Annotated in this window: 22 protein-coding genes; 5 read left to right on the top strand and 17 right to left on the bottom strand. The window is 73.6% G+C overall.

Annotated elements, in window-relative coordinates; translation table 11 throughout:
- Nucleotides 1-45: 45 nt before the first annotated feature.
- Genes RBH18_RS13705 through RBH18_RS13655 form a run of 11 tightly spaced genes read right to left on the bottom strand, consistent with a single transcriptional unit; the run spans nt 46 to nt 8,201 of the window.
- On the bottom strand, nt 46-1,032 hold the full coding sequence (locus tag RBH18_RS13705; protein WP_306207552.1) for a hypothetical protein: 987 nt from the start codon (nt 1,030-1,032) through the stop codon (nt 46-48).
- Nucleotides 1,029-1,544 carry an RNA polymerase sigma factor gene (locus RBH18_RS13700; protein ID WP_306207550.1) on the bottom strand — a complete coding sequence of 172 codons (516 nt, stop codon included), beginning with the start codon at nt 1,542-1,544 and terminating at the stop codon, nt 1,029-1,031. Before RBH18_RS13700 ends, RBH18_RS13705 begins: the two co-directional genes overlap by 4 nt.
- Nucleotides 1,545-1,555: 11 nt before the next feature.
- Nucleotides 1,556-1,750: a hypothetical protein gene (locus RBH18_RS13695; protein WP_306207549.1), complete on the bottom strand. Its 195-nt coding sequence runs from the start codon at nt 1,748-1,750 to the stop codon at nt 1,556-1,558.
- 23 nt (nt 1,751-1,773) lie between these two features.
- Nucleotides 1,774-2,316: a hypothetical protein gene (locus RBH18_RS13690; protein ID WP_306207547.1), complete on the bottom strand. Its 543-nt coding sequence runs from the start codon at nt 2,314-2,316 to the stop codon at nt 1,774-1,776.
- 19 nt (nt 2,317-2,335) lie between these two features.
- Nucleotides 2,336-3,028 (bottom strand): hypothetical protein, encoded by a 693-nt coding sequence (locus tag RBH18_RS13685; RefSeq protein ID WP_306207544.1) that lies wholly within the window; start codon nt 3,026-3,028, stop codon nt 2,336-2,338.
- A gap of 13 nt (nt 3,029-3,041) precedes the next feature.
- Entirely contained in the window at nt 3,042-3,692 is a 651-nt protein-coding gene (locus tag RBH18_RS13680) for a lysophospholipid acyltransferase family protein (RefSeq protein ID WP_372338911.1), read from the bottom strand.
- Nucleotides 3,693-3,703: 11 nt separating this feature from the next.
- Nucleotides 3,704-4,231 (bottom strand): TetR/AcrR family transcriptional regulator, encoded by a 528-nt coding sequence (locus RBH18_RS13675; protein ID WP_306207540.1) that lies wholly within the window; start codon nt 4,229-4,231, stop codon nt 3,704-3,706.
- Nucleotides 4,232-4,274: 43 nt separating this feature from the next.
- On the bottom strand, nt 4,275-5,078 hold the full coding sequence (locus RBH18_RS13670) for an ABC transporter ATP-binding protein (RefSeq protein ID WP_306207538.1): 804 nt from the start codon (nt 5,076-5,078) through the stop codon (nt 4,275-4,277).
- Nucleotides 5,075-6,109, bottom strand: coding sequence for a FecCD family ABC transporter permease (locus RBH18_RS13665; RefSeq protein ID WP_306207536.1), 1,035 nt, complete (start codon nt 6,107-6,109; stop codon nt 5,075-5,077). Before RBH18_RS13665 ends, RBH18_RS13670 begins: the two co-directional genes overlap by 4 nt.
- Entirely contained in the window at nt 6,106-7,149 is a 1,044-nt protein-coding gene (locus tag RBH18_RS13660) for a FecCD family ABC transporter permease (RefSeq protein WP_306207534.1), read from the bottom strand. The genes RBH18_RS13665 and RBH18_RS13660 overlap by 4 nt, the downstream gene beginning before the upstream one ends.
- On the bottom strand, nt 7,146-8,201 hold the full coding sequence (locus RBH18_RS13655) for an iron-siderophore ABC transporter substrate-binding protein (RefSeq protein ID WP_306207532.1): 1,056 nt from the start codon (nt 8,199-8,201) through the stop codon (nt 7,146-7,148). The genes RBH18_RS13660 and RBH18_RS13655 overlap by 4 nt, the downstream gene beginning before the upstream one ends.
- Nucleotides 8,202-8,318: 117 nt before the next feature.
- Here RBH18_RS13655 and RBH18_RS13650 point away from each other — a divergent pair, with 117 nt between their 5' ends.
- Nucleotides 8,319-9,101: a S1 RNA-binding domain-containing protein gene (locus tag RBH18_RS13650; RefSeq protein WP_306207530.1), complete on the top strand. Its 783-nt coding sequence runs from the start codon at nt 8,319-8,321 to the stop codon at nt 9,099-9,101.
- 94 nt (nt 9,102-9,195) lie between these two features.
- Here RBH18_RS13650 and RBH18_RS13645 read toward each other — a convergent pair whose 3' ends face one another.
- Nucleotides 9,196-10,152, bottom strand: a complete 957-nt coding sequence (locus RBH18_RS13645) for a TIGR03885 family FMN-dependent LLM class oxidoreductase (protein WP_306207528.1) — start codon at nt 10,150-10,152, stop codon at nt 9,196-9,198.
- Between the two features lie 56 nt (nt 10,153-10,208).
- Between RBH18_RS13645 and RBH18_RS13640 the strand changes: the two genes are divergently transcribed.
- On the top strand, nt 10,209-10,829 hold the full coding sequence (locus RBH18_RS13640) for a VOC family protein (RefSeq protein ID WP_306207526.1): 621 nt from the start codon (nt 10,209-10,211) through the stop codon (nt 10,827-10,829).
- A 12-nt stretch (nt 10,830-10,841) separates the two neighbouring features.
- Nucleotides 10,842-11,756: a nucleoside hydrolase gene (locus RBH18_RS13635; RefSeq protein ID WP_306207523.1), complete on the top strand. Its 915-nt coding sequence runs from the start codon at nt 10,842-10,844 to the stop codon at nt 11,754-11,756.
- Between the two features lie 365 nt (nt 11,757-12,121).
- Here RBH18_RS13635 and RBH18_RS13630 read toward each other — a convergent pair whose 3' ends face one another.
- Nucleotides 12,122-12,763 carry a response regulator gene (locus RBH18_RS13630; RefSeq protein WP_306207521.1) on the bottom strand — a complete coding sequence of 214 codons (642 nt, stop codon included), beginning with the start codon at nt 12,761-12,763 and terminating at the stop codon, nt 12,122-12,124.
- 93 nt (nt 12,764-12,856) lie between these two features.
- Here RBH18_RS13630 and RBH18_RS13625 point away from each other — a divergent pair, with 93 nt between their 5' ends.
- On the top strand, nt 12,857-14,314 hold the full coding sequence (locus RBH18_RS13625) for a glucoamylase family protein (protein ID WP_306207519.1): 1,458 nt from the start codon (nt 12,857-12,859) through the stop codon (nt 14,312-14,314).
- Nucleotides 14,315-14,369: 55 nt separating this feature from the next.
- Here RBH18_RS13625 and RBH18_RS13620 read toward each other — a convergent pair whose 3' ends face one another.
- The 4 genes from RBH18_RS13620 to RBH18_RS13605 all read right to left on the bottom strand — a co-directional run bounded on the left by RBH18_RS13620 (nt 14,370) and on the right by RBH18_RS13605 (nt 18,466).
- Nucleotides 14,370-15,224 (bottom strand): alpha/beta fold hydrolase, encoded by an 855-nt coding sequence (locus RBH18_RS13620; RefSeq protein WP_306207517.1) that lies wholly within the window; start codon nt 15,222-15,224, stop codon nt 14,370-14,372.
- Nucleotides 15,225-15,233: 9 nt separating this feature from the next.
- Entirely contained in the window at nt 15,234-16,202 is a 969-nt protein-coding gene (locus RBH18_RS13615; protein ID WP_306207515.1) for an Acg family FMN-binding oxidoreductase, read from the bottom strand.
- A gap of 48 nt (nt 16,203-16,250) precedes the next feature.
- Nucleotides 16,251-17,897: a GAF domain-containing sensor histidine kinase gene (locus RBH18_RS13610; RefSeq protein WP_306207513.1), complete on the bottom strand. Its 1,647-nt coding sequence runs from the start codon at nt 17,895-17,897 to the stop codon at nt 16,251-16,253.
- 71 nt (nt 17,898-17,968) lie between these two features.
- On the bottom strand, nt 17,969-18,466 hold the full coding sequence (locus RBH18_RS13605) for a MarR family winged helix-turn-helix transcriptional regulator (protein WP_306207511.1): 498 nt from the start codon (nt 18,464-18,466) through the stop codon (nt 17,969-17,971).
- 78 nt (nt 18,467-18,544) lie between these two features.
- Between RBH18_RS13605 and RBH18_RS13600 the strand changes: the two genes are divergently transcribed.
- Nucleotides 18,545-20,626, top strand: coding sequence for an MMPL family transporter (locus RBH18_RS13600; protein ID WP_306207509.1), 2,082 nt, complete (start codon nt 18,545-18,547; stop codon nt 20,624-20,626).
- The last annotated feature ends 73 nt before the right edge of the window (nt 20,627-20,699 follow it).

The raw sequence follows: 20,699 nt of genomic DNA, 5'->3' as shown, positions 1-20,699 counted from the left end.
AACTGTTAGGCAACTTAAACGCTCCCCGCCGCCGCGCGCAACCCATCACTTCCTGTCGATCGAGTACGCCCACCCCGCCCTGTTCCGCGCCGCGTCGTCCGCCTCGGCGGTGATGCTGATGCCGGACTTCTCGGCCAGCGCGACGTCCACGGTGATCGGTCGCTTGTCCGCGCAGCCCACCGTCCGGGCCGACTCGGTGCGGCCGTTCGTCGCCACCGTGCCGTCGCGCAACGTGGCACCCGACCGGACGATGAAGCTCAGCTTGCCCGGCCCGGCGCACACCAGCCGCACCGAGTAGGTCCCGGCCGCGCCCGCCGCCTCGTCGACCGTCTTGTCGTCCTCGGTGGTCACCTTGCCGGTCACGCCGAGCGCGGCGGCAGCAGCCTCGGCGTTCGCCTTGGTCTCGGCACCGGCCGACGCCTTGATGTCCCGCTCGTTGACGAACTTGTAGGAGAAGGCGGCCTTGCCGTCGGCCCGCTCGTCGCCGGACAGCTCCAGGTCCGGCCCCTGGTCCGACTCCTGGTGCACCGACAGCTGCAGCGAGCCGCCCTCCTCCGCGCAGGGCACGGTGCCCGCCGCGAGCTTCTTGCCCGCGTGCGTGACCCGGATGTCGAGCGACCCCTCGCCGAAGCAGTAGACGTAGAGCCGGTACTCGCCCGGCGCCAGCCGGGCCGCGCCGCTGCCGAAGCTGCCGCTCACCACCCCGGCCGTGGAGTCGCTGTTGGGTTCGAGATCGCGGTCGCCGAGTGCCTCGGATGCCCGTTCGTAGCGGGCCTGCGTCGTCGGGTCGATCGTCGGCTCCGGCGGGGCGGAAGGCGACGGACTCGGGCCGGAGGGCAGCGGTTCACGGGATTCCTGCGCCAGCGCGATCCCGCCGGCCAGCAGCAGCACCGCGGCGGCCACCGACACGGAGGCGGCGATGCCCCGCCGGCGGCGTACGGTCCGTCTGACCTGGCCCGCGCCCGGCGGCCGGACCTCCGCGAGGGCGCTCAGCCGGGCCCGCCCCAGCACCTCGTCGAGACGATCGGTCATCGCGCGCCTCCTTCGTCGCTCAGCTGCGCGGCGAGGGCGAGCCGGGATCGGTGCAGCCAGGACTTCACGGTGCCTTCCGGCACGCCTTCGCGTTCGGCGATCTCCGGCACGGTGAGGTCGGCCAGGTAGCGGAGCACGACCACGCGCCGCTGCTGCTCGGCCAGGGTCGCCAGGGCGGCGACGACCGCCACGTGCTCCGGCCCGGGCCCGTCGACGGCGAGGTCGGCGCGCCGCTGCCGGCCCAGGAACCGCAGCGCCGACCGGGTACGCCGCCAGCGGCTGAGCGCCAGGTTCCACGCGACCCGGCGGACCCAGCCGACCGGGTCCTCGTACTCGGAAACGGTCCGCCACCGCGCATAGGCCCGGCAGAACGCCTCCTGCACGACGTCATGCGCTTCCTGCCGGTCCCCGAAGTACAGGTAGAGCTGCACGGTCAGGTCGCCGTAGTGCGCGGCGTACAACTCGTCGAAACTCGACGGTGGCGCCACCCCCGGCGGGGCGCCCGCCCTCATCCCTTTGGCTGTCACGACCGTGACACGCCTGTGTCCCCGCGATCGTTGCGCTCGTTCTTCCGTCGATGCATCACCACCGCCGCCTCCCGCAGGCTCGCCAGCACGCCCAGCGTCCCACCCACCGCGGCGGCCCACTGCCAGGCGCCCGCGCCCCCGGCGACCGCGACCCAGTTGACGACCGCGACAGCCCCGCAGAGCACGACCACGAGCCAGGCTCTGCCGAGCGTGATCAATGTGCCGGGAGACGACCGACGAGCGCGGCAGTGAAGGCGCGGACCTGCTCGGTGGTGCTCGGCGGCAGCGGGTACACCAGGACGCCGACGACCAGGTTGTCCACGCGCACGTAGACGTTGTCGCCCGGCGAGTACGCCTCGTCGCCCAGCCCGGCGATCGGCTCCTCCCGGTCGTCCGCCATCAGCGCGCTCGCCGCCGCGGCCGGATCGTCGCCCGTGGTCACCAGGAACGCGACGGACATCTGCGCGGCGTCGACGTAGCCGGTGTCGTCCGGTCGCAGCCACAGGTCGCAGCCCGAGGCGAGCGGGCTCCTGCTCTGCTTGGGCTTGAGCACGTAGTCGACGCCGAGCAGCTCCTCGACCGCCTCGACCGACTCGCACGCGGGAGGCGCCGTGCGGAAGCGCCCGCCGCCGGCGTCGGGCCGCAGCAGCAGCCACGCGGTGACAGCCCCGGCCGCGAGCACGACGACGACGAGCCCAGCGATGAGTACGGGTAGCCGGCGGCGACGGGTGCCGACCGGCGGCGGCGCGAGATCCACGGCCGCAGAGCGTAGAGGATCAGTCGCACTCGCCAGGGGCGGCGCCGCGGGTGACGCGGAGCGTGGCAGCGGTCCGGCCGGGCAGCTCACGCAGGAGCCACACCGGCGGCTGCTGCTCGTCGCGCGGGAAGATGACGATGTTGTCCCGGTCGCGCAGGATGCGGGCGGTCTCCTCGGCGACCAGCTGGGCGTACACGTCGAAGGTGACGCCCCGGTCCAGCTCGGGCTCGGCCGCGGTGGGCAGGCGCCCGATCTCGACGCCGCGGGCGAGCCAGCCGTGGTCCGTGCGCGCCGCCTGCCCGTGGAAGTAGTAGGCACCGGTGACATCGGCGGTCGCCCGGTCGAAGAGGAGCACCTGGTGACCGTCCGGGATGCGGCCGGTGCCCTCGTACGAGCGGCAGTACGGCACCGGGTCCGCCTGCGGGTCGAAGGCCAGCGTGACCGCCGGCTCGCCGCGGGAGAAGGTGCCGAGGCCCGCCGCCCCCACCGCGATGACCAGGACGGCCACGGCGGCGGCGACCGGGTGGCGGCGGCGCCAGCCCAGGACGAGGGCGACGGTCCCGGCGAGGAGGGCGGCGCAACTGGCGGCGAGGGTCCAGCCGCCGTGGCCGAGCAGGAAGGACAGGGCCGCACCCGCGGCGAGCAGCAGGCTGACCGCGTCGGCCACGGCACCCACGGTCACGTGCGGCCAGGCGCGGCGCCGGTCGGTCATGGATCGAAGACTATCAGTCTCCAGTGGACAGCTCGTGGTAGCCGGGGGCGCGGTCCTGTCCCGACAGCTTGGCGATGGCGTCCATGATGTCGTCGGTGGCTTCCCGGCGGGCTCGCGCGGCGGTCGCCGTACCCTGGCTGAAGTGCAGGGGTTCACCGAAGCGGACGGTGACCTTGCCCGGCCGCGGGAGGGGCGCGCCCACCGGCTGCACCTTGTCGGTGCCGAGCACGCCGACCGGCACGACCGGCGCCCCCGAGGCGAGGGCCAGCCACGCCACGCCCGTACGCCCGCGATAGAGCCGCCCGTCCCGCGAGCGCGTGCCCTCCGGGTGGATGCCGAAGGCCCGCCCGTCCCGCAGCACCTCGAGCGCCGTCTCCAACGCCTGCTGCGCCGCGCGGTGGGCGCCGCGCGGGACCGGGATGGCGTCGATGGACAGCAGGCCGGCGCGCAGCAGCCGCCCGAGCGGGCCGGCGCCGGTGAAGTACTCCTCCTTGGCCAGGAACGACACCGGGCGGGGGCTCACCAGCGGCACGAGGAAGCTGTCCAGCGCCGAGATGTGGTTGACGGCGAAGATCACCGGTCCCGTCCGCGGCACGAACGCGCGCCCCTCGACGGTGGGGCGGAACGCCACCCGCGACAACGGCACCAGCCCGGCGCGGACCATGCGCGGAACGATCACGCCGGCTCCCTCGTGTACGCGGTCACGGCCGCCCGCAGCAGCTCCTCGGCGTCGTCGGCGCCGGTGGTCATCTGCAGGCTGCCCCACAACCACAGCTGGGCGATGCCGTGCAGGTTCGCCCACAGCGCCCCGGCCGCGACGACGGACCCCACCCGCTCGACGAGTACGCCGAACAGCGGCTTGCTGGCGGCCCGCAGCTGCTCGTGGTTCCCGCGCAGCAGCTCGTGGCGGAACATCAGCTCGAACATCCCGCGCTGCTCCCGCGCGAACCCGAGGTAGAGCCGCCCGATGTCGAGCAGGTCGCAGTCGCCGGGCAGCCGGGCGACCCGGGCGGTCAGGTCCTCGTAGCCGACCCGGGCGACCGCGGCGAGCAGCTCCCGGTGCGTCGGGAAGTAGCGCCGCGGGGCGCCGTGCGACACCCCGGCCCGGCGGGCGATCTCGCGCAGGGAGAGGGCGCCGCTGCCGCTCTCGGCCACCAGCGCGACCCCGGCGGCGACGAGCCGATCACGCAGGTCGTCGGGCATGGACACTGTCTACCAGGGCGACGTAGACACTGTCTACCCCACGTCAGGCGGTCGCGTGATGGCGGCCCAGGGGCAGCATCAGCGGCTTGCCGGAGGTCGGGTCGTCGATGATGCGGCTCTCCAGGCCGAAGACCGCCCGTACGCAGTCCTCGGTCAGCACCTCCCCCGGCGTGCCCGCCGCGTGCAGCTTGCCGTCCGCCAGCGCGATGAGGTGGTCCGCGTAGCGGGCCGCCAGGTTGAGGTCGTGCAGCACCATGACGATGGTCGTGCCGCGGTCGCGGTTGAGGTCGGTGAGCAGGTCGAGCACCTCGACCTGGTGGCTGACGTCGAGGAAGGTCGTGGGCTCGTCGAGCAGCAGCACGTCGGTCTGCTGGGCCAGGGCCATGGCGATCCAGACGCGCTGGCGCTGGCCGCCGGAGAGCTCGTCGACGGCGCGGTCGGCCAGGTCGGCGGTGTGCGTCGCGTCGAGCGCGGCCGCCACGGCGGCGTCGTCGTCCCTGCTCCAGCGGGCGAGCATGCGCTGGTGCGGGTGGCGGCCGCGGCTGACCAGGTCGGCGACGGTGATGCCCTCCGGGGCGATGGGCGACTGCGGGAGCAGGCCGAGCGTGCGGGCCAGCTCCTTGGGCGGCATCCTGTGCACCTCGCGGCCGTCGAGCAGGACGTGACCCGTACGCGGGGCCAGCAGCCGCGACATCGAGCGCAGCAGCGTGGACTTGCCGCACGCGTTCGCGCCGACGATGGCCGTGATGCGACCGGGCGGCACGACGAGGTCGAGCGACTCGATGACCGCCCGGTCCTTGTAGCCCAGGGTGAGCTGCTCGACGTCGAGGGTGTGCGATGCGGTCACAGCGAGCCTCCGGCCCGGTTCGTGCGGACGATCAGATAGATGAGGTACGGCGCCCCGAGCACCCCGGTGACGACGCCGACCGGGTAGCGGTGGTCGAAGGCGAACTGCCCGACGAAGTCCGCGACGAGCACCAGCAGCGACCCGATGAGGCCGGCGGGCAGGAGCAGCGAGCCGCCGTTGCCGAAGAGGCGGGCGGCGATCGGGCCGGACAGGAACGCGACGAACGCGATCGGGCCGGAAGCCGCCGTGGCGAACGCGATCAGCCCGACGGCGGCGACGATGACGACGAGGCGGGTGCGCTCCATGCGTACGCCCAGAGCGCCGGCGGCGTCGTCGCCCAGCTGCATCATCGTCAGGTCCCGGCCGCGCGCGAGCAGCACCGGGCCGAGCACGAGCAGGGCGATGAGCACGGGCACCACCTCGTGCCAGTTCGCGCCGTTGAGGCTGCCGGTGAGCCAGCGCAGCGCCTGCTGCAGGTCCCATTGCCCGGCGCGGCTCAGCTGGTACGCCGTCACGCTGTCGAGCATCGCCGCAATGCCGATGCCGATCAGCACCAGCCGGGTCCCGGCGACGCCGTCCTTGAACGACAGCACGTACACGATCAGCGCGACGGCGAGCCCGGCGGCGATCGCGAAGGCGGACACCTCGGCGCCGGTCAGCTTGAGCGTCACGATGCCCAGCGTCGCCGCGGCGCTCGCCCCGGACGTGATGCCGATGATGTCCGGGCTGGCCAGGGGGTTGCGCAGCATGGTCTGGAAGGTCACGCCGCCCATGCCGAAGCACAGACCCACGAGCAGGGCCATCGCCGTACGCGGCAGCCGCAGCTCGCCGACCGTGAAGGACGCCCCGGGCACGGTCTCGCCGAGGATCACGTGCCAGATGTCGGCGGGCGGATAGTAGGTCTGCCCGAACATCAGGCTGATCGCGAGCATCGCCACGATGAGCACGCCGAGGACCGTCATCAGCAGGCGCCGGCGCAGCGCCCGGCGGACCCGGCCGCGGGTGACGGCCTGCAGGGTCGTGGTGGTCACAGCTCGCGCACCTTCTGCCTGCGGACGATATAGATGAAGAACGGGGCGCCGATCAGCGCGGTGATGATGCCGACGTCGATCTCGCCGGGGCGCGCGACGATGCGCCCGAGGATGTCGGCGGCGGTCAGCAGCGACGCGCCGACCAGCGCCGAGAAGGGCAGCAGCCAGCGGTGGTCGAGGCCGATGAGCAGCCGGCACACGTGCGGGACGACCAGGCCGACGAAGCCGATCGGCCCGGCGACGGCGGTGGTCGCGCCGCACAGCAGCACCGCGCCGAGCGCCGCGACGGCCCGGGTCAGCGCGACCCGCTCGCCGAGGCCGGCGGCGAGCTCGTCGCCGAGCGCGAGGGAGTTGAGCGGGCGCGCCGCCAGGAAGCTGATCGCGAGGCCCACGGCCAGGAAGGGCAGCACCAGCCGGAGGGTGGCGAAGGTGGCCCCGCCGACGCCGCCGATCTGCCAGGACTGGAAGTTCTCGCCGAGGTCGCCGCGGCCCAGCAACAGGGCGCTGATCAGCGAGGACAGCGCCGCGGAGGTGGCGGCTCCGGCCAGCGCGAGCTTGAGCGGGGTGGCGCCGCCGCGCCCGAGCGAGCCGACCACGTAGACGAAGACGGCGGCGACGGCGGCCCCGCCGATCGCCACCCAGACGTAGCTCGACGGGGTGCTCAGCCCGAACGACGCCATGCCGGTGACCACGGCGAGCGCGGCCCCGGTGTTCACGCCGAGGATGCCCGGGTCGGCGAGGGGGTTGCGGGTCACGCCCTGCATGACGGCGCCGGCCAGGGCGAGCGCGGCCCCGGCGACGACCGCGAGCAGCGTGCGCGGGATGCGTACGGTGACGGCGGCGGTGTTCATCGTCTCGTCGTGACCCTGCAGCGCCCGCAGGATGTCGGTCCAGCCGACCTGCCGCGATCCCACCGCCACGGACGCCAGCGTCAGCGCGACCAGCACGGCGACGGCCAGGACCACCCAGAGGGTACGGACCGGAGCCGGACGCCGCCGCGGGGCAGCATCCGGCTCGGTCGTGGTGACGGGAGTGGTCACTTCACCTTGGCGGCCGCGTCGGCCAGCTGCTTCACGTAGTCCTTGGTGACGTACGGGATGGCGAGCGGGGTCGGGTTCGCCGCCGTGCCCGCCGGGCCGCTGCCGTCGAGCGCGACGACCGCGCCGTTCTTGATGGCCGGCATCTTGGCGAGCAGCGGGTTCGCCTGCAGCGCCGACACCAGCTTGGCGTCGCCGTAGGTCACGATGATGTCGACGTCGTTGAACGTCTCGATCTGCTCGGCGCTGGTGTCGAGGGCGAAGAGCTCGCTGGCCGCGGAGGCCTTCTCGACGCTGGCCGGCTGCTTGAGGCCCAGGTCGGTGAAGAACTGCACCCGGGTGTCCTTGGTCGTGTAGTAGCTGATCTTGCTCAGGTCGGCCGGGTCGATGTGCGTGACGAACATGACCGACTTGCCGGCCAGGCCCGGGTAGGCGGCCACGTCGGCCTTCATCTGCGCCTCGAGGTCGGCGATCAGCTTGTCACCCTCGGCGGACAGGCCGAGCGCCTGGCTCTCCAGCTTGATCGTGTCGCGCCACGCCGTGGCCCACGCGGCCGTCGGGAAGGCGACGGTCGGCGCGATCTTGCTGAGCTTGTCGTAGTCCTCCTGCGTCAGGCCCGAGTAGGCCGCGAGGATGACGTCGGGCTTGGTGTTGGCCACGCCCTCGAAGTCGATGCCGTCGTTCTCGTCGAAGAGCACCGGCGTCGGGCTGCCGAGCTCCTTGAGCTTGTCCGTCACCCAGGGCAGCACCCCGTCGCCGTTGTCGTCGCCGAAGTTCGCGGCGGCCATGCCGACCGGCGTGATGCCGAGCGCCAGCGGCACCTCCTGGTTCGCCCACTGCACGGTGGCGACCCGCTCGGGCTTCTTCTCGATGGTCGTCGTGCCGAGCGCGTGCTTGATCGTCACGGGGAAGGCGGCAGCGGCGGCTCCGCTCGAGACGGCCGCGGGCTCGTCGCTGTCCGACGACCCGCCGCCACAAGCAGCGAGGGCGAGCGCCGCGGCCAGGGCGGCGACTCCCGCCAGGATCCGGTTGGGGCGCATATTGGCGAACTCCACTTCGTGCGCTGTAAGGGATGCCTAACCTAACAGCCTCACGTTTCCCGCACATGATCGACTCCCCCCGTTACAGCCCCGTGACCTGCGCTTCAGCCTCCTCCCAGCCACCGGCGGCAATTGCCGAAGATCGCCGGCGGGCATCATGAGACGGTGGCAGATTCCTTCGCAGCGGTGCGCCCGGGCGAGATCGTGCATGGCACGGTGACGGAGGTGACGCGGTCGGGCGCCGGGGTGGCGCTCGACGGTCACGCCGGCGCTCCGGCCGGCTTCATCGGTTCCCTCGACCTTTCCTGGCGCGGCGCTGAGCCTCCGCAGCGCGGGGACCGCATCCGTGCACAGGTCATTGCCATCGACAGGGACCGGCGACGGGTGCTGCTGTCGCTCGCGGCGACCGAGAACCCCGGCCTCTGGGCCTTCCTCCAGGCACTTCGCCCGGGACAACGCCTGTCCGGCACCGTGGCCGCCGTCGAGCGCTTCGGGGTCTTCGTGATGCTGGACGACGGGCCGCCGCATCCCGCCCTTCCCGGCGTCGGGTTCATCACCATGCCGGAACTGTCGTGGCACAGGTTCGACGATCCGGCCGAGGTGGTGACCGAAGGACAACGCGTCGAATGTGAGTTCCTGCTGGCCGACACGAGCAACGGCGAAGCGCGGCTGTCGCTCCGCGCGACGCAGCACGATCCGTTCCAGCGTTTCGCCACGACGGCGCAGCGCGGCCAGTCCCTTGCGGGACGGGTCACCAAGCTGACGACCTTCGGCGCCTTCGTGCGGGTCCGCGACGACATCGAGGGACTGGTCCCGCAGCGAGATCCGTCCGTGCGGGTCGGCGACGAGGTGGTCGTCACGGTTGTCGAGATCGATCCGGTGGGGCGCCGTCTCGTCCTGTCCCTGTGCCCTTGATCGCAGCGCCGGGTCGTCGAGCTGACGCGGACGCACGCCAAGCTCCGCTGACCGGCCGGCGCCCCGCACTCCCGGGGCACCGGCCTGTGCGGTTTCAGCGCAGCGCGGGCAGGACCTTGGCGCCGAAGGTCTCGATGAAGGGCAGCAGCTCCTGGCCCACGTGGTGCAGGTAGATGCGGTCGAAGCCGAGTGCCTCGTAGGAGCGCAGCCACTCGATGTGCTTGTCGAGGTCCGCGGAGATGTTGACGGTCTCGCGGACCTGCTCGACGGTGACGTGCTCGGAGACGGCGTCGAAGTGCTCGGCGGTCTCGAGGTCCCAGCAGACCGGCGGCGGGAAGATGTTGCTGCGCCACTGCTCGTGGGCGATCCGCTCGGCCTCCTGCTCGGTGGGCGCCCAGCTCAGGTGGACCTGCAGGCAGACCGGGCCCCGGCCGCCGGCGTCGCGGTAGGCGGCGATCATCTCGCGCAGGTGCTCCTCGGGGGCGTTGACCGTGACCAGGCCGTCGGCCCAGCTCGCGCACCAGCGGGCGGTGGCCACGCTGACCGCGGCGCCGATGAGCATCGGTGGGGTCTCGGGGCGGGTCCACAGCCGCGCGCGGTCCACCTTGATCAGGCCGTCCCGGGTGACCTCCTTGCCGTCGAGCAGGTCGCGGATGACGCCGACACTGGCCAGCAGCCGCTCGTTGCGGATCTCCTTGCGCGGCCAGGGCTCGCCCGTGATGTGCTCGTTGCTGTACTCGCCGCTGCCCAGCGCCGCCCAGAACCGGCCCGGGAACATGCTGCCCAGCGTGCCGATGGCCTGGGCGATGATCGCCGGGTGGTAGCGCTGGCCGGGCGCGTTGACCACGCCGAAGGACAGGTTGGTGGCCTGCAGCGCGGCGCCCAGCCACGACCAGGCGAAGGCGGACTGTCCCTGCCGCTCGCTCCACGGCGAGAAGTGGTCCGAGCACATGGCGGCGTCGAAGCCCGCGCGCTCGGCCGCGATCACCGCGGTCAGGAGGTCGGCGGGCGGGATCTGCTCGTGCGAACAGTGAAGGCCGTAGTCCGTCATGGCCGCACTACCTACCCCGCTCGTGCGGGACACAACCTGAGTCCTACCTTGGAGGCATGATCCGGTGGACGTACGCGGTCACGTCCGGCGCCGAGGACTTCTGGGCGCGGTGCGGCGGCCCTTGGCTCAGGACGGACGGCCCGGGCCCGGCCCACCCCGAGCTGTGCGTGGACGACGTGGCAGCGTTCGAGCAGCATCTTCGGCAACGTGGCGGCGATCCGGCGCGGGCCGAGGTGGTCGCCCGCCACGGTGACCGGCTGGAGCTGCGGTCACCCGGCGGCTTCCCGTTCACGGTCGTGCCCTGGACGGGCGGGCATCCGCCGCCCGAGCGCCGGACCAGCCTTGTCGACCAGGTCTGCCTGGACATCTCCCCCGGCGCGTACGACACCGAGGTCGCCTTCTGGGCCGCGCTCACCGGCTGGGAGCTGCGGGCCTTCCCCCCGGAGTTCCACCGCCTCGTCCGGCCGCCGGGCCTGCCGGTGCACCTTCTCCTGCAGCGTACGGACGGCGAGCAGCCGCCCTCCGCCCACCTCGACCTCGCGTGCACCGACGTGGCAGCCGAACGCGCGCGGCACGAGTCGCTGGGCGCCACCTTCGTCGCCGAGTTCCCGGAGTGGACCGTCATGCGCGACCCGGCCGGCGGCGTCTACTGTCTGACCCACCGTCAACCCGCGTGAGAGGGACGAGCCGTGGCCGACGCGCTGTACCTGGACTGTGACACCGGAGTCGACGACGCGATCGCGATCGCCCTGCTGCTCGCCAGTCCCGAGGTGGACCTCGTCGGCATCGGCACGGTCAGCGGGAACACCGGCGCGGCGCAGGCCGCCCGCAACACGCTCGATCTGCTCGCGCTGGGCGGGCGGCCCGGCGTACCCGTCGCGGTCGGGGCGGCCCACCCGCTGGCCGGCGCCTTCGCCGGGGGCGCGACCAGCGTCCACGGCGGGAACGGCATCCACGGCGTGGAGCTGCCGCGCTCGGCGGCCGACCCGATCCCGTCCGACGCCGCCGAGCTGCTGCTGGCCATCGCCCGCGCCCGCCCCGGCGAGCTGCGCATCCTGGCCACCGGGCCGCTCACCAACCTGGCGATCGCCCTGCGCCGCGAGCCGCGCCTGCCCGCCCTGGTACGCGACGTCACCGTCATGGGCGGCGCCGTGCGCGCACCGGGCAACATCACCGGCCGCGCCGAGGCCAACATCCACAACGACCCCGAGGCCGCTGCCGAGGTCCTCGCCGCCCCGTGGCCGGTCACGCTGGTGCCCCTCGACGTCACCATGAACCACTGCTTCGACGCCGCCGACCGCGAGACCCTCCTGACCTCGACCGCGCCCCTGGCCCCGGTGCTGGGCGAGATGCTGACCGGCTACTACGACTTCTACGAGCCCCAGTTCGGCGAGCGCCGCGTCCCGCTGCACGACCCGCTCGCGGCGGCCGTCCTCACGGGCGCGCTGACCCCCGCCGAGGCCCCGCTGCTCGGCCTGCGCGTCGACCTCGGCGACCACCGGGGCCGGCTGACCGAGGACCCGGCCGTCGAGCAGAAGACCCGCGTCGTCCTCACCCTCACCGCCCCCGGCGCCCCCGTCATCCGCACGCTGGTCGGCGGCTAGCCCTTCCGGCCGCTCCCCCAGCCACTCCCCTCCCGCCGCTCCCCTCAGCCACTGTCCTCCAGCCAGGCTCCTCCGGCCGCTCTCTTATGGCCGTCGCGCGAGCGAGTGGTGGCCAGCCCTCGCAGCCGGCCCTCGCGCTCGCCCCTTGCGGTCGCCGCGCAGGCGGTGGCGCCCAGCACCAGACCAGCCTCCGCAGTCGCCGCGCAGGCGGATCGCGGTCAGCACCCCCCCGGCCGGCCTCCGCGGTCACCGGGCAGGCGGATCGCGGTCAGCACTCCCCGGCCGGCCTCCGCGGTCACCGAGCAGGCGGTAGCGCCCAGCACTTCCCGGCCGGCCTCCGCAGTCGCCGGGCAGGCGGGTGGCGGTCAGCTTCTGCGGTCGCCGAGGAGGCGGGTGGCGAGGACGGCGGCCTGGGTGCGGCGTTCGAGGCCCAGCTTCGCGAGCAGGCTGGAGACGTAGTTCTTGACCGTCTTCTCGGCGAGAAACATCTTGCCGGCGATCTCGCGGTTGGTGAGGCCCTCGGCGACGTACTCGAGGATGCGCCGCTCCTGGTCGGTCAGCGACGCCAGCTCGCGGGGCTGCTCGACGCCGTTGCGGATGCGCTCGAGGACGCGCTGGGTGACGGCCGGGTCGAGCAGCGACTGCCCGGCGGCGACCCGGCGGACGGCGTCGACCAGGTCGGTGCCGCGGATCTGCTTGAGCACGTAGCCCGCCGCCCCGGCCATGATCGCGGCGAAGAGCGCCTCGTCGTCCTCGTACGACGTGAGGATCAGGCCCTGGATCGACGAGTCCACCGCCCGCACGTCGCGGCACACGTCGATGCCGTTGCCGTCGGGCAGCCGCGCGTCGAGGACCGCCACGTCGGGGCGCAGCGCCGGGATGCGGCGGGCGGCCTCCTGCGCCGAGCCCGACTCCCCCACCACCTCGATGTCGCCGGCGGCGTGCAGCAGGTCGGCGAGGCCCCGGCGGACCACCTCGTGGTCGTCGAGCAGGAAGACACGAATCACCCCTCTTTCTTACCCAAGTCCGAAGGCGCGCGCCCAGGGCCGAAAGTCCTGTCGCCTTCTGACATCTGTCATGCGTGGTTACCGTCATCTGTCATGAGACGCTTCTGTGCGCTCCTCATCTGTCTGGTTCTCGTGCCGGCGCCCGCCCTGGCGGCCCCGGACCCGCTGCTCGGCTACGCGCGGGACACCTGGCGCTCCCTCGCCGCGATGACCGACCCGCGGACCGGGCTCGTGGCCGACTCGATCGACAGCGCGCTCACCACGCGCGCCGACTACACGTCGCCCACGAACATCGGCGGGTACCTGTGGTCGGCCGTCGTCGCCTCCCGGCTCGGCATCATCTCCCGCGCGGAGGCCCGATCCCGGGTGGTGCGGACCCTGGACACCCTGGCCACGATGCCGCGTCACGCGGTGTCGGGCATGTTCTACAACTGGTACGACCCGGCGACCGGCGCCGTCTCGGCCCGGGACTTCCCGTTCCTGTCGAGTGTGGACAACGGCTGGCTGGCGGCGGCGCTGCACGTGGTCAAGGGCACCATGCCCGGGCTGCCGGTGGACCGGGTGCTCGCCCCGATGGACTTCGGCTTCTTCCACGACCCGGAGCGGGGGCTGATCCGGGGCGGCTTCTGGGAGGCCCCGCCGCCGGTGGACTGCTCGGTGCCGCAGGACGGGGTGTGGTTCACCTGCAACCACTACGACATCACGGTGACCGAGCCGCGCATCGCCACGTACCTGGGGATCGCCGCCGGGCAGATCCCGCCGGACGCGTACTTCGCCACCATGCGCACCCTGCCGGACACCTGTGACTACGCGTGGCAGGAGATGCGGCCGACGGGCTTCACGGTGACGCACCTGGGCCGCAGCGTGTTCGAGGGCTCGTACCGCTACCGCGGGATCACGTTCGTGCCGAGCTGGGGCGGGGACATGTTCGAGGCGCTGATGCCGGACCTGTTCGTGCCCGAGGCCGCGTGGGGACCGCGCTCGTGGGGGCGCAACCATCCGGCCACGGTGGCGGCGCAGATCGAGCACGGCCTGCACGACGCCGGGTACGGCTACTGGGGCTTCTCGCCCGCCGCGGACCCGGCCGGCGGCTACGCGGTGTGGGGCGTCGACGCGATGGGCATGGACACGAACGGCTACCCGTCGGACGCGCAGGCGACCCGCTACGACGCCGGCTTCGAGGGCTGCCGCGAGCCCGGCCCCGCCCCGGACTACGGCGACGGCGTGGTGACCCCGCACGCGGCGTTCCTGGCCCTCCCGTACGCCCGCGGGCCGGTCCTGGCGAACCTGGCCGCCCTGCGCCGCGACTTCGCCGTCTACGGCCCGGGCGGCTTCGCCGACGCCGTGAACGTGGGCACCGGCCAGGTCGCCCGGCGCCACCTGTCGCTCGACCAGTCCATGATCATGGGCGCGCTGGGCAACGAGCTCGCCGGGGATGTCCTCAAGCGGGCCTTCGTCACGCCGGCCTTCGAGCGCCGCATCCGCCCGCTGCTCGCCCGGGAGGAGTTCAACGTCCCTGTCCAGCGCCTCCCGCAGCTCGGCCGGCCATGATCGCGGCCGCGGCCGCGGCCATCCGGATCACGGCGGGGCGGGCCGGCGCGGGTCATCAGCGGGCCGTCGTGAAGTCCAGGATCGCGCCGGCCAGGGAGGGGACGATCACCGGGTTGAGCGCGTGGCCCATGCCCGGGATCGTCACCAGCCGGGCACCGGGAATCGCGGCCGCCAGGCGCTCGGCGTGCGGGGGCGGGTTGACCGGATCCTGCGGCGCGTCGATGACCAGCGCGGGGATGGCGACCCCGGCCAGCTCCGCGCCGCGCTCGAGCCCCTCCTGGGAGGCCAGCGCGTGGGCGGCGGCGTTGTCGTGCCGGCCGGCGTGGGCGATCGCACGCTCCTCCCACCGCCGGAACTCCTCCTCCGGGAACGGCAGCGCGTCGCCGTTGAGCAGCCGCCAGTGCCGCACGCGCCAGTCGAGCTCGGCGGCCTCGTCGCGCTCGCCGTCCAGCTCCGCCCAGAGCGCGAGCAGCCGCGGATCGACCGGCGGCAGATCGTCCTGCCCCGGGCCCGCCAACCCGGAGCCCAGGGCCGTGGTGTTCAGCATGGTCGCGGTGCGCACCCGCGTGGGATGGTCGAGCAGGAGCAGCTGCACGAGCACCCCGCCCATGGACATGCCGACGACGTGCGCACTGTCGATCCCGTACGCGTCCAGCACCGCCACCGCGTCGCCCGCGAGGTCCGCGATCGCGTACGGATGCTCCTCGTAGGCCCACGCCGATCGTCCCGTGTCGCGATGGTCGTAGCGGATGACCCGGTGCCGCGCCGCGAGCCGGGCGACGAGGTCGTCCGGCCAGGTGAGCCCCGGCGCGTTGGCCCCCATGACCAGCAGCAGGGCCGGGGCGGCCGGGTCCCCCGACTCCTCGGTCCACAGGGCGACGCCGGGCTGAACCTCCACGAAGCGTTCCATCGCTGGAATCTAACGGACCTCTATGACACTTTCCGGGTGCCGGCGCGGCGCGGGCGGCAGCGGCGCGTCGCCCTCGGCATAGCCCGTGCGCACCACCACATAGGGCTCGCCGACGTCGGCGAGCAGCCCGGTGAGCAGGTGCCGGGACCACTCGACCTCGATGCTGTCGCTGATCGGGTCGGTGGCGAGCCCGTCGGCGGTCGCGGTGAGCAGCACCGCCGACAGCGCCTCGCCGCCGCGCAGGAAGTCGCCCGCCCGGTCGGTGGTGCCGAAGAGCAGCAGGTAGGCCGAGCCCGCGTCGTGCCCGTGCCCGGCCTCCAGCCCCGCGTCGCCGTCGGGGGCGAAGTCGCGCACGGGGACGCGGCGCAGCGCCGGGCGGACGGCGGTGCCGGCCGGGATGCCGTCGCCGGCGGCCCCGGGCCGGTGGGTCCACCGGGCCAGCTCGCCGCGGTAGTCGTCGTCGAGCCGCTCCGCCTCCCCGGCCAGGTCGGTCGAGACGGCGAGCAGGGGCACCTGGTCGCCGCGCACGTGGTGCAGATAGGCGCCCTCCGCCTCGGCCGCCCGCCGCAGCGCGGTGACCTGGTCGTCGGTGACGGGCCGGTCCGCGTAAGCCCGCCGGTCGGAGCGCCGGCGCCCGACGGCCTCGAGCAGCCGCACGGCGCCGGGGTCGGCCGGCCGCGCCCCGGTGAACGTGATCCGGGCGAGCAGGTCGGGCACGCCCGGATCGGGAAGCCGCTCCACCGTGGCCAGCCATCCGGCGGCGGCCAGGGCCACGCGGGCGTGGTGCAGGGCGGCGCCACAGCTGAGCAGCAGGAGGCGGCCGTCGGGGTCGGTGGCGGTGAGGGCGCGCTCGCGGTCGGCCCACAGCAGCATGGTGTCGCCGTCGATCCGCCAGCGCCACGGCTGGGTGTTGAAGACCGAGGGGGCGCGCAGGGCGGTCCGGGCCGCCGCGGCGAGGGCATCGGACGGGTTCGTCATGCCTCCACGGTCGCGCGCCGGCTGCTCGCCCGACAGGGACCAAAGTCCCTATCGCAGGGGCACGCGCCAGGTTATGGCGGTGCCGCCGCCGGGGGCCGGCGCGATCTCGAAGCTGCCGCCCAGGTCGGCGGCGCGCTCGCCCATGTTGACCAGGCCGCCGCGGGCGGCCGCCGGGTCCGTGCCGACCCCGTCGTCCTCGACGCGGATGCTGACCTCCTCCGCCGCGGCGTGCACCGACACGCGTACGGCCTTGGCGTGCGCGTGCCGCGCGGCGTTGGACAGCGCCTCGCGAACGACCGCCAGCAGCTCGGGCACCACGTCGTCGGGCACCACGCTGTCGACGGGCCCGGTGACGTCGAGCACAGGGCGGAAGCCCAGCGCGCCCGCCGCCGCCTCGGCCGCCTCGAGCAGCTCCGCGCGCAGCGACGCCCCGGCGGGCGCCCGCAGCTCGAAGATCGACCGGCGGATGTCGCGGATCGTCGCGTCGAGGTCGTCGACGGCCGCGTCGATCCGGGCCGCCGCCTCGGGCCGCAGCGCGTGCGGGGACAGCGCCTGCAGCTGCATCCCCGTCGCGAACAGCCGCTGGATCACGACGTCGTGCAGGTCCCGCGCGATCCGCTCGCGGTCCTCCAGAACCACCAGCAGCTCCCGTTCCTCCTGGGCCCGCGCCCGCTCCAGCGCGAGCGCTGCCTGCCCCGCGAAGCTCTCCAGCAGCGCCGCCTCGTCGTCCCCGCCGCCGGCGGCTCCTGCGACGATCAACACACCCTGCGACCCGGTGAGCGGTGCCGCGAGCGCAGGACCATCCGGTACGGCCGCCGGCCACTCCGCCGCGTCCCGCAGGCACGCCCCGGGCTGTTGCAACGCCTCCACGTCCACGGGCAGCACGCGCCCCGCGAGGCTCTGCGCGCCGTCCGCGACCTCGACGGTCCACCGCCCGTCGCCGTCGCCGGCGGCCAGCAGCACCAGCACCAGGTCCGCTCCGGCGATCTCCCGGGCGCGGCGGGCGACGAGCTCGAGGGCCTCCTGGCGGCGTACGGGACCGAGCAGCACCGACGTGATCTCCGCCGCGGCAGCCAGCCAGCGCTCCCGGCGCTTGGCGAGCGCGAACAGCCGCGCGTTGTCGATGGCCACGCCCGCCGCCGCGGCGAGGGCCACCACGATCTCCTCGTCGTCCTCGGTGAACTGGTCGGCGCCCTGCTTCTCCGCCAGGTACAGGTTGCCGAAGATCTGCTCCCGCGTCCGGACGGGCACGCCCAGGAAGCTGTGCATCGGCGGGTGGTGCGGCGGGAAACCGTACGAGTGGGGGTGCCGGGTGATGTCGGGCAGCCGCACCGGGTGGGGATCGGTGATGAGCACCCCCAGCACGCCCCGCCCGTGGGGCAGATCACCGATCTTCGCGTGCGCCTCGGGATCGATGCCGTGCGTCACGAAGTCGGACAGCCGCTGCCGGTCGGGCGCCAGCACCCCGAGCGCGCCGTAACGGGCCCCGGCCAGCGCGCAGGCCGCCTGCACGATGCGCTCCAGCGTGCTGCGCAGATCGAGGTCGGTGCCGATCCCGACGACGGCGTCCAGCAGCGCCCGCAGCCGCTCCCGGCTGGCCACCACGTCCCCGACCCGGTCCAGCATCTCCTGCAGCAGCTCGTCCAGGCGCACCCGGGAGAGCGGCCCGAGTCCCAGCGACGGCGGCTCGTTCATGCCGCCATGGTAGGGCCTCTTCCGGACGCGACCGCCGGGCCGCGGCCGGCGATCCCGTCGGAGACAGGCCCCTATCCGTGTCCGGGCCCGGAGCGGACTTCCTGGTGGTGCTCGGCGAGGGCGGCGTCCATGCCGGCGAGGAAGCGGCGGACCGTGTCCAGCTCGGCGTCGGTGAAATCCGCCATCACGGCGTCCGTACGCCCCCCGAGCGGCCCGAAGAAGTCCTGCGCCAGCGCCATGCCGGGCTCGCCGTAGCGCAGGTGCACGACCCGCCGGTCCGCGCTCTCCCGGCTGCGCCGCAGGTGGCCGGCCCGTTCGAGGCGGTCGATCGCGGCGGTCGTCGCGCCGGAGGAGAGGCCGAGCTCCTCGCCCAGCCGGCCGGGGGTCAGCGGCGCCCCGCGCCCCTCGGCGTGCATGACCGCGATCAGCGCCTGCAGGTCCGTGTGGTGCAGGCCGTGCCGGTGGGCGAAGGCCTGGCCGACATGCTGCGCCCGCACACTGTACGTCCGCAGCAGCGTGACGATCTCCTCGCGGAGCACGTCCCGCTCCGACTCCCGTGGCCGATACACGTACCCCAGTGTTGCAGACCGTCGCCGCATGACCGAGAATCTTTACTGTCGAGATACTTTGCCATCGAGAGGAAGCTCGTGCTGCGCACCCTCACCGGACGCCTGACGGCCTGGCTGGTCCTGCTCGTGGCCCTCGCCGCCGCCGGAGCGGTCATCGCCCTGGCCGGCTCCGTCCGGACGTCGAACGACCCGACCGCCACCCTGCCCGAGGGCGCGGAGTCCACGCGTGTGGCCGCCCTGCTGCGCCAGCTGCCGTCCGGCGAGGACACGTCGGCGCTCATCGTCTACAGCCGCGGCGGCCCGCGGCTCACGCCGGCCGATCAGGCGAAGATCAGCGCGGACGCCACGGCTGTCCGGGCGGCCTCGCCCGCGATCTACGCCGAGGACCGCACCGCCGCCCTGCTGGCCGTCACGCTGCCGGCCGACCTGTCCGCCGACGAGCTCATCGCCCGGGTCACGGGTCTGCGGGCCGTCGCCGGCGCGGACCTGCCCGACGGGCTGACGGCCCAGGTCACCGGGGGCGCCGGGTTCGCCGCCGACATCGCGGACAGCTTCACGGGTGCGAACACGACTCTGCTCGTCGTCACGGTCGTCGTGGTCGCGGTGCTGCTGCTGGTGACGTACCGGAGCCCGGTCTTGTGGCTTGTGCCCCTCGCCGTGGTCGGCGTCGCCGATCAGGTCAGCAGCAAGCTGGTCGCCCTGCTGTCGCGGCACACCGGCCTGACCGTCGGCGACTCCACAGTGGGCATCGTCACGGTGCTCGTGTTCGGGGCGGGCACGGATTACGCCCTGCTGCTCATCTCCCGCTATCGTGAGGAGCTGCACCAGCACGAGGACCGGCGCGAGGCCATGCGGCGCGCCCTGCGCGGGGCGGGCCCGGCCGTGGTCGCGAGCGCGGCCACCGTGGTGCTGAGCCTGCTCACGCTGCTGCTCGCGAGCCTCGGCGACACCGTGGCACTCGGCGTGACCGCGGCCCTGGGCATCGGCGTCGCGGCCCTGTTCGCGCTGGCGGTCCTGCCGCCGGCCCTGGTGGTGTGCGGGCGCGGCCTGTTCTGGCCCTTCGTGCCCCGGGTCGGCGACACGCTCCGCCACGGCGTGTGGTCCCGGGTCGGTCACGCGGTCGCCCGCCGCCCGGGGCTGGTCACCGTCCTGTCCGTCGCGGTGCTGGCCGGGCTCGCCGCCGGCATCCCGGGCACCCGGCTCGGCCTGTCGCAGACCGAGCAGTTCCGGGTGGAGGCCGAGTCCGTCGCGGGCCTCGAGACGCTGAGCCGCTCCTTCCCCGCGGGCGCCGCCGACCCCGCCGTCATCGTCGCGAACCCCGCACAGGCGGACCAGGTCCTCGCCGCCGTCACCGCCACTCCCGGCGTCGCGCAGGCGCGCATCACGTCACCCGCGCAGGCCGGGCCGGTGGTCCGGATCGACGCCACGCTCACGGCAGCGCCGGACACGGACGAGAGCTACACCACCATCCGTACGCTGCGCAGCGCCGTCCACGCCGTCCCCGGCGCCGGCGCCCTCGTGGGCGGCAGCGTCGCCACGGCCCTCGACGACCGCGACGCCTCCCGCCGCGACCTCCGGGTGATCGTCCCGGTGATCCTGCTCGTGGTGCTCCTCGTCCTGGCCGTCCTGCTGCGCGCCGCCGTCGCCGCCCTCGTGCTCATCGCCACGGTGATCGCCAGCTTCGCCGCGGCCCTCGGTGCCGGCTCCCTGCTCTTCCGCGTGGCGCTCGGCTATCCGGCCCTCGACAACCAGGTCCCCCTGTACGCCTTCCTCTTCCTCGTCGCCCTCGGCGTCGACTACAACATCTTCCTCGTCACCCGTGCCCGCGAGGAGGCCGCGCACCGGGGCACCCGCGACGGCACGGTCCACGCCCTCGCCGCCACCGGGGCCGTCATCACCAGCGCGGGCATCCTGCTCGCCGCGGTCTTCGCCGTTCTGGGCGTGCTTCCGGTGATCACTCTCACGCAGATCGGCGTCATTGTCGGCGTAGGTGTTCTGCTCGACACGCTGCTGGTCCGTACCGTTCTCGTGCCGGCCCTGGCAACATTGCTCGGAGATCGTTTCTGGTGGCCTTCGCGCCCGGCCCGGACGTCCGTTTCGCCCCTGGATGAAGAAAAAATCGGGGCGCCGGTGAACCCCGGACATCATCCGTTCGGATGACCCCCGCCGTTCGGGACCGGCGGCATATTTCTTCTTTAAATAGTCCCTAAGAATGCCTCAAGAATCTGGCGCT

Source organism: Actinoplanes oryzae (genome assembly GCF_030757795.1).
GTDB lineage: Bacteria > Actinomycetota > Actinomycetes > Mycobacteriales > Micromonosporaceae > Actinoplanes.
Note: the sequence above shows the minus strand (reverse complement) of the source record. Positions and strands in the feature narration are given on the sequence as shown.

Coding starts and splice junctions, on each gene's coding strand:
- RBH18_RS13705 (WP_306207552.1), bottom strand. CDS start 1,032: ATGACCGATCGTCTCGACGAGGTGCTGGGGCGGGCCCGGCTGAGCGCC.
- RBH18_RS13700 (WP_306207550.1), bottom strand. CDS start 1,544: ATGAGGGCGGGCGCCCCGCCGGGGGTGGCGCCACCGTCGAGTTTCGAC.
- RBH18_RS13685 (WP_306207544.1), bottom strand. CDS start 3,028: ATGACCGACCGGCGCCGCGCCTGGCCGCACGTGACCGTGGGTGCCGTG.
- RBH18_RS13680 (WP_372338911.1), bottom strand. CDS start 3,692: ATGGTCCGCGCCGGGCTGGTGCCGTTGTCGCGGGTGGCGTTCCGCCCC.
- RBH18_RS13675 (WP_306207540.1), bottom strand. CDS start 4,231: ATGCCCGACGACCTGCGTGATCGGCTCGTCGCCGCCGGGGTCGCGCTG.
- RBH18_RS13645 (WP_306207528.1), bottom strand. CDS start 10,152: ATGACGGACTACGGCCTTCACTGTTCGCACGAGCAGATCCCGCCCGCC.
- RBH18_RS13640 (WP_306207526.1), top strand. CDS start 10,209: ATGATCCGGTGGACGTACGCGGTCACGTCCGGCGCCGAGGACTTCTGG.
- RBH18_RS13625 (WP_306207519.1), top strand. CDS start 12,857: ATGAGACGCTTCTGTGCGCTCCTCATCTGTCTGGTTCTCGTGCCGGCG.
- RBH18_RS13620 (WP_306207517.1), bottom strand. CDS start 15,224: ATGGAACGCTTCGTGGAGGTTCAGCCCGGCGTCGCCCTGTGGACCGAG.
- RBH18_RS13615 (WP_306207515.1), bottom strand. CDS start 16,202: ATGACGAACCCGTCCGATGCCCTCGCCGCGGCGGCCCGGACCGCCCTG.
- RBH18_RS13610 (WP_306207513.1), bottom strand. CDS start 17,897: ATGAACGAGCCGCCGTCGCTGGGACTCGGGCCGCTCTCCCGGGTGCGC.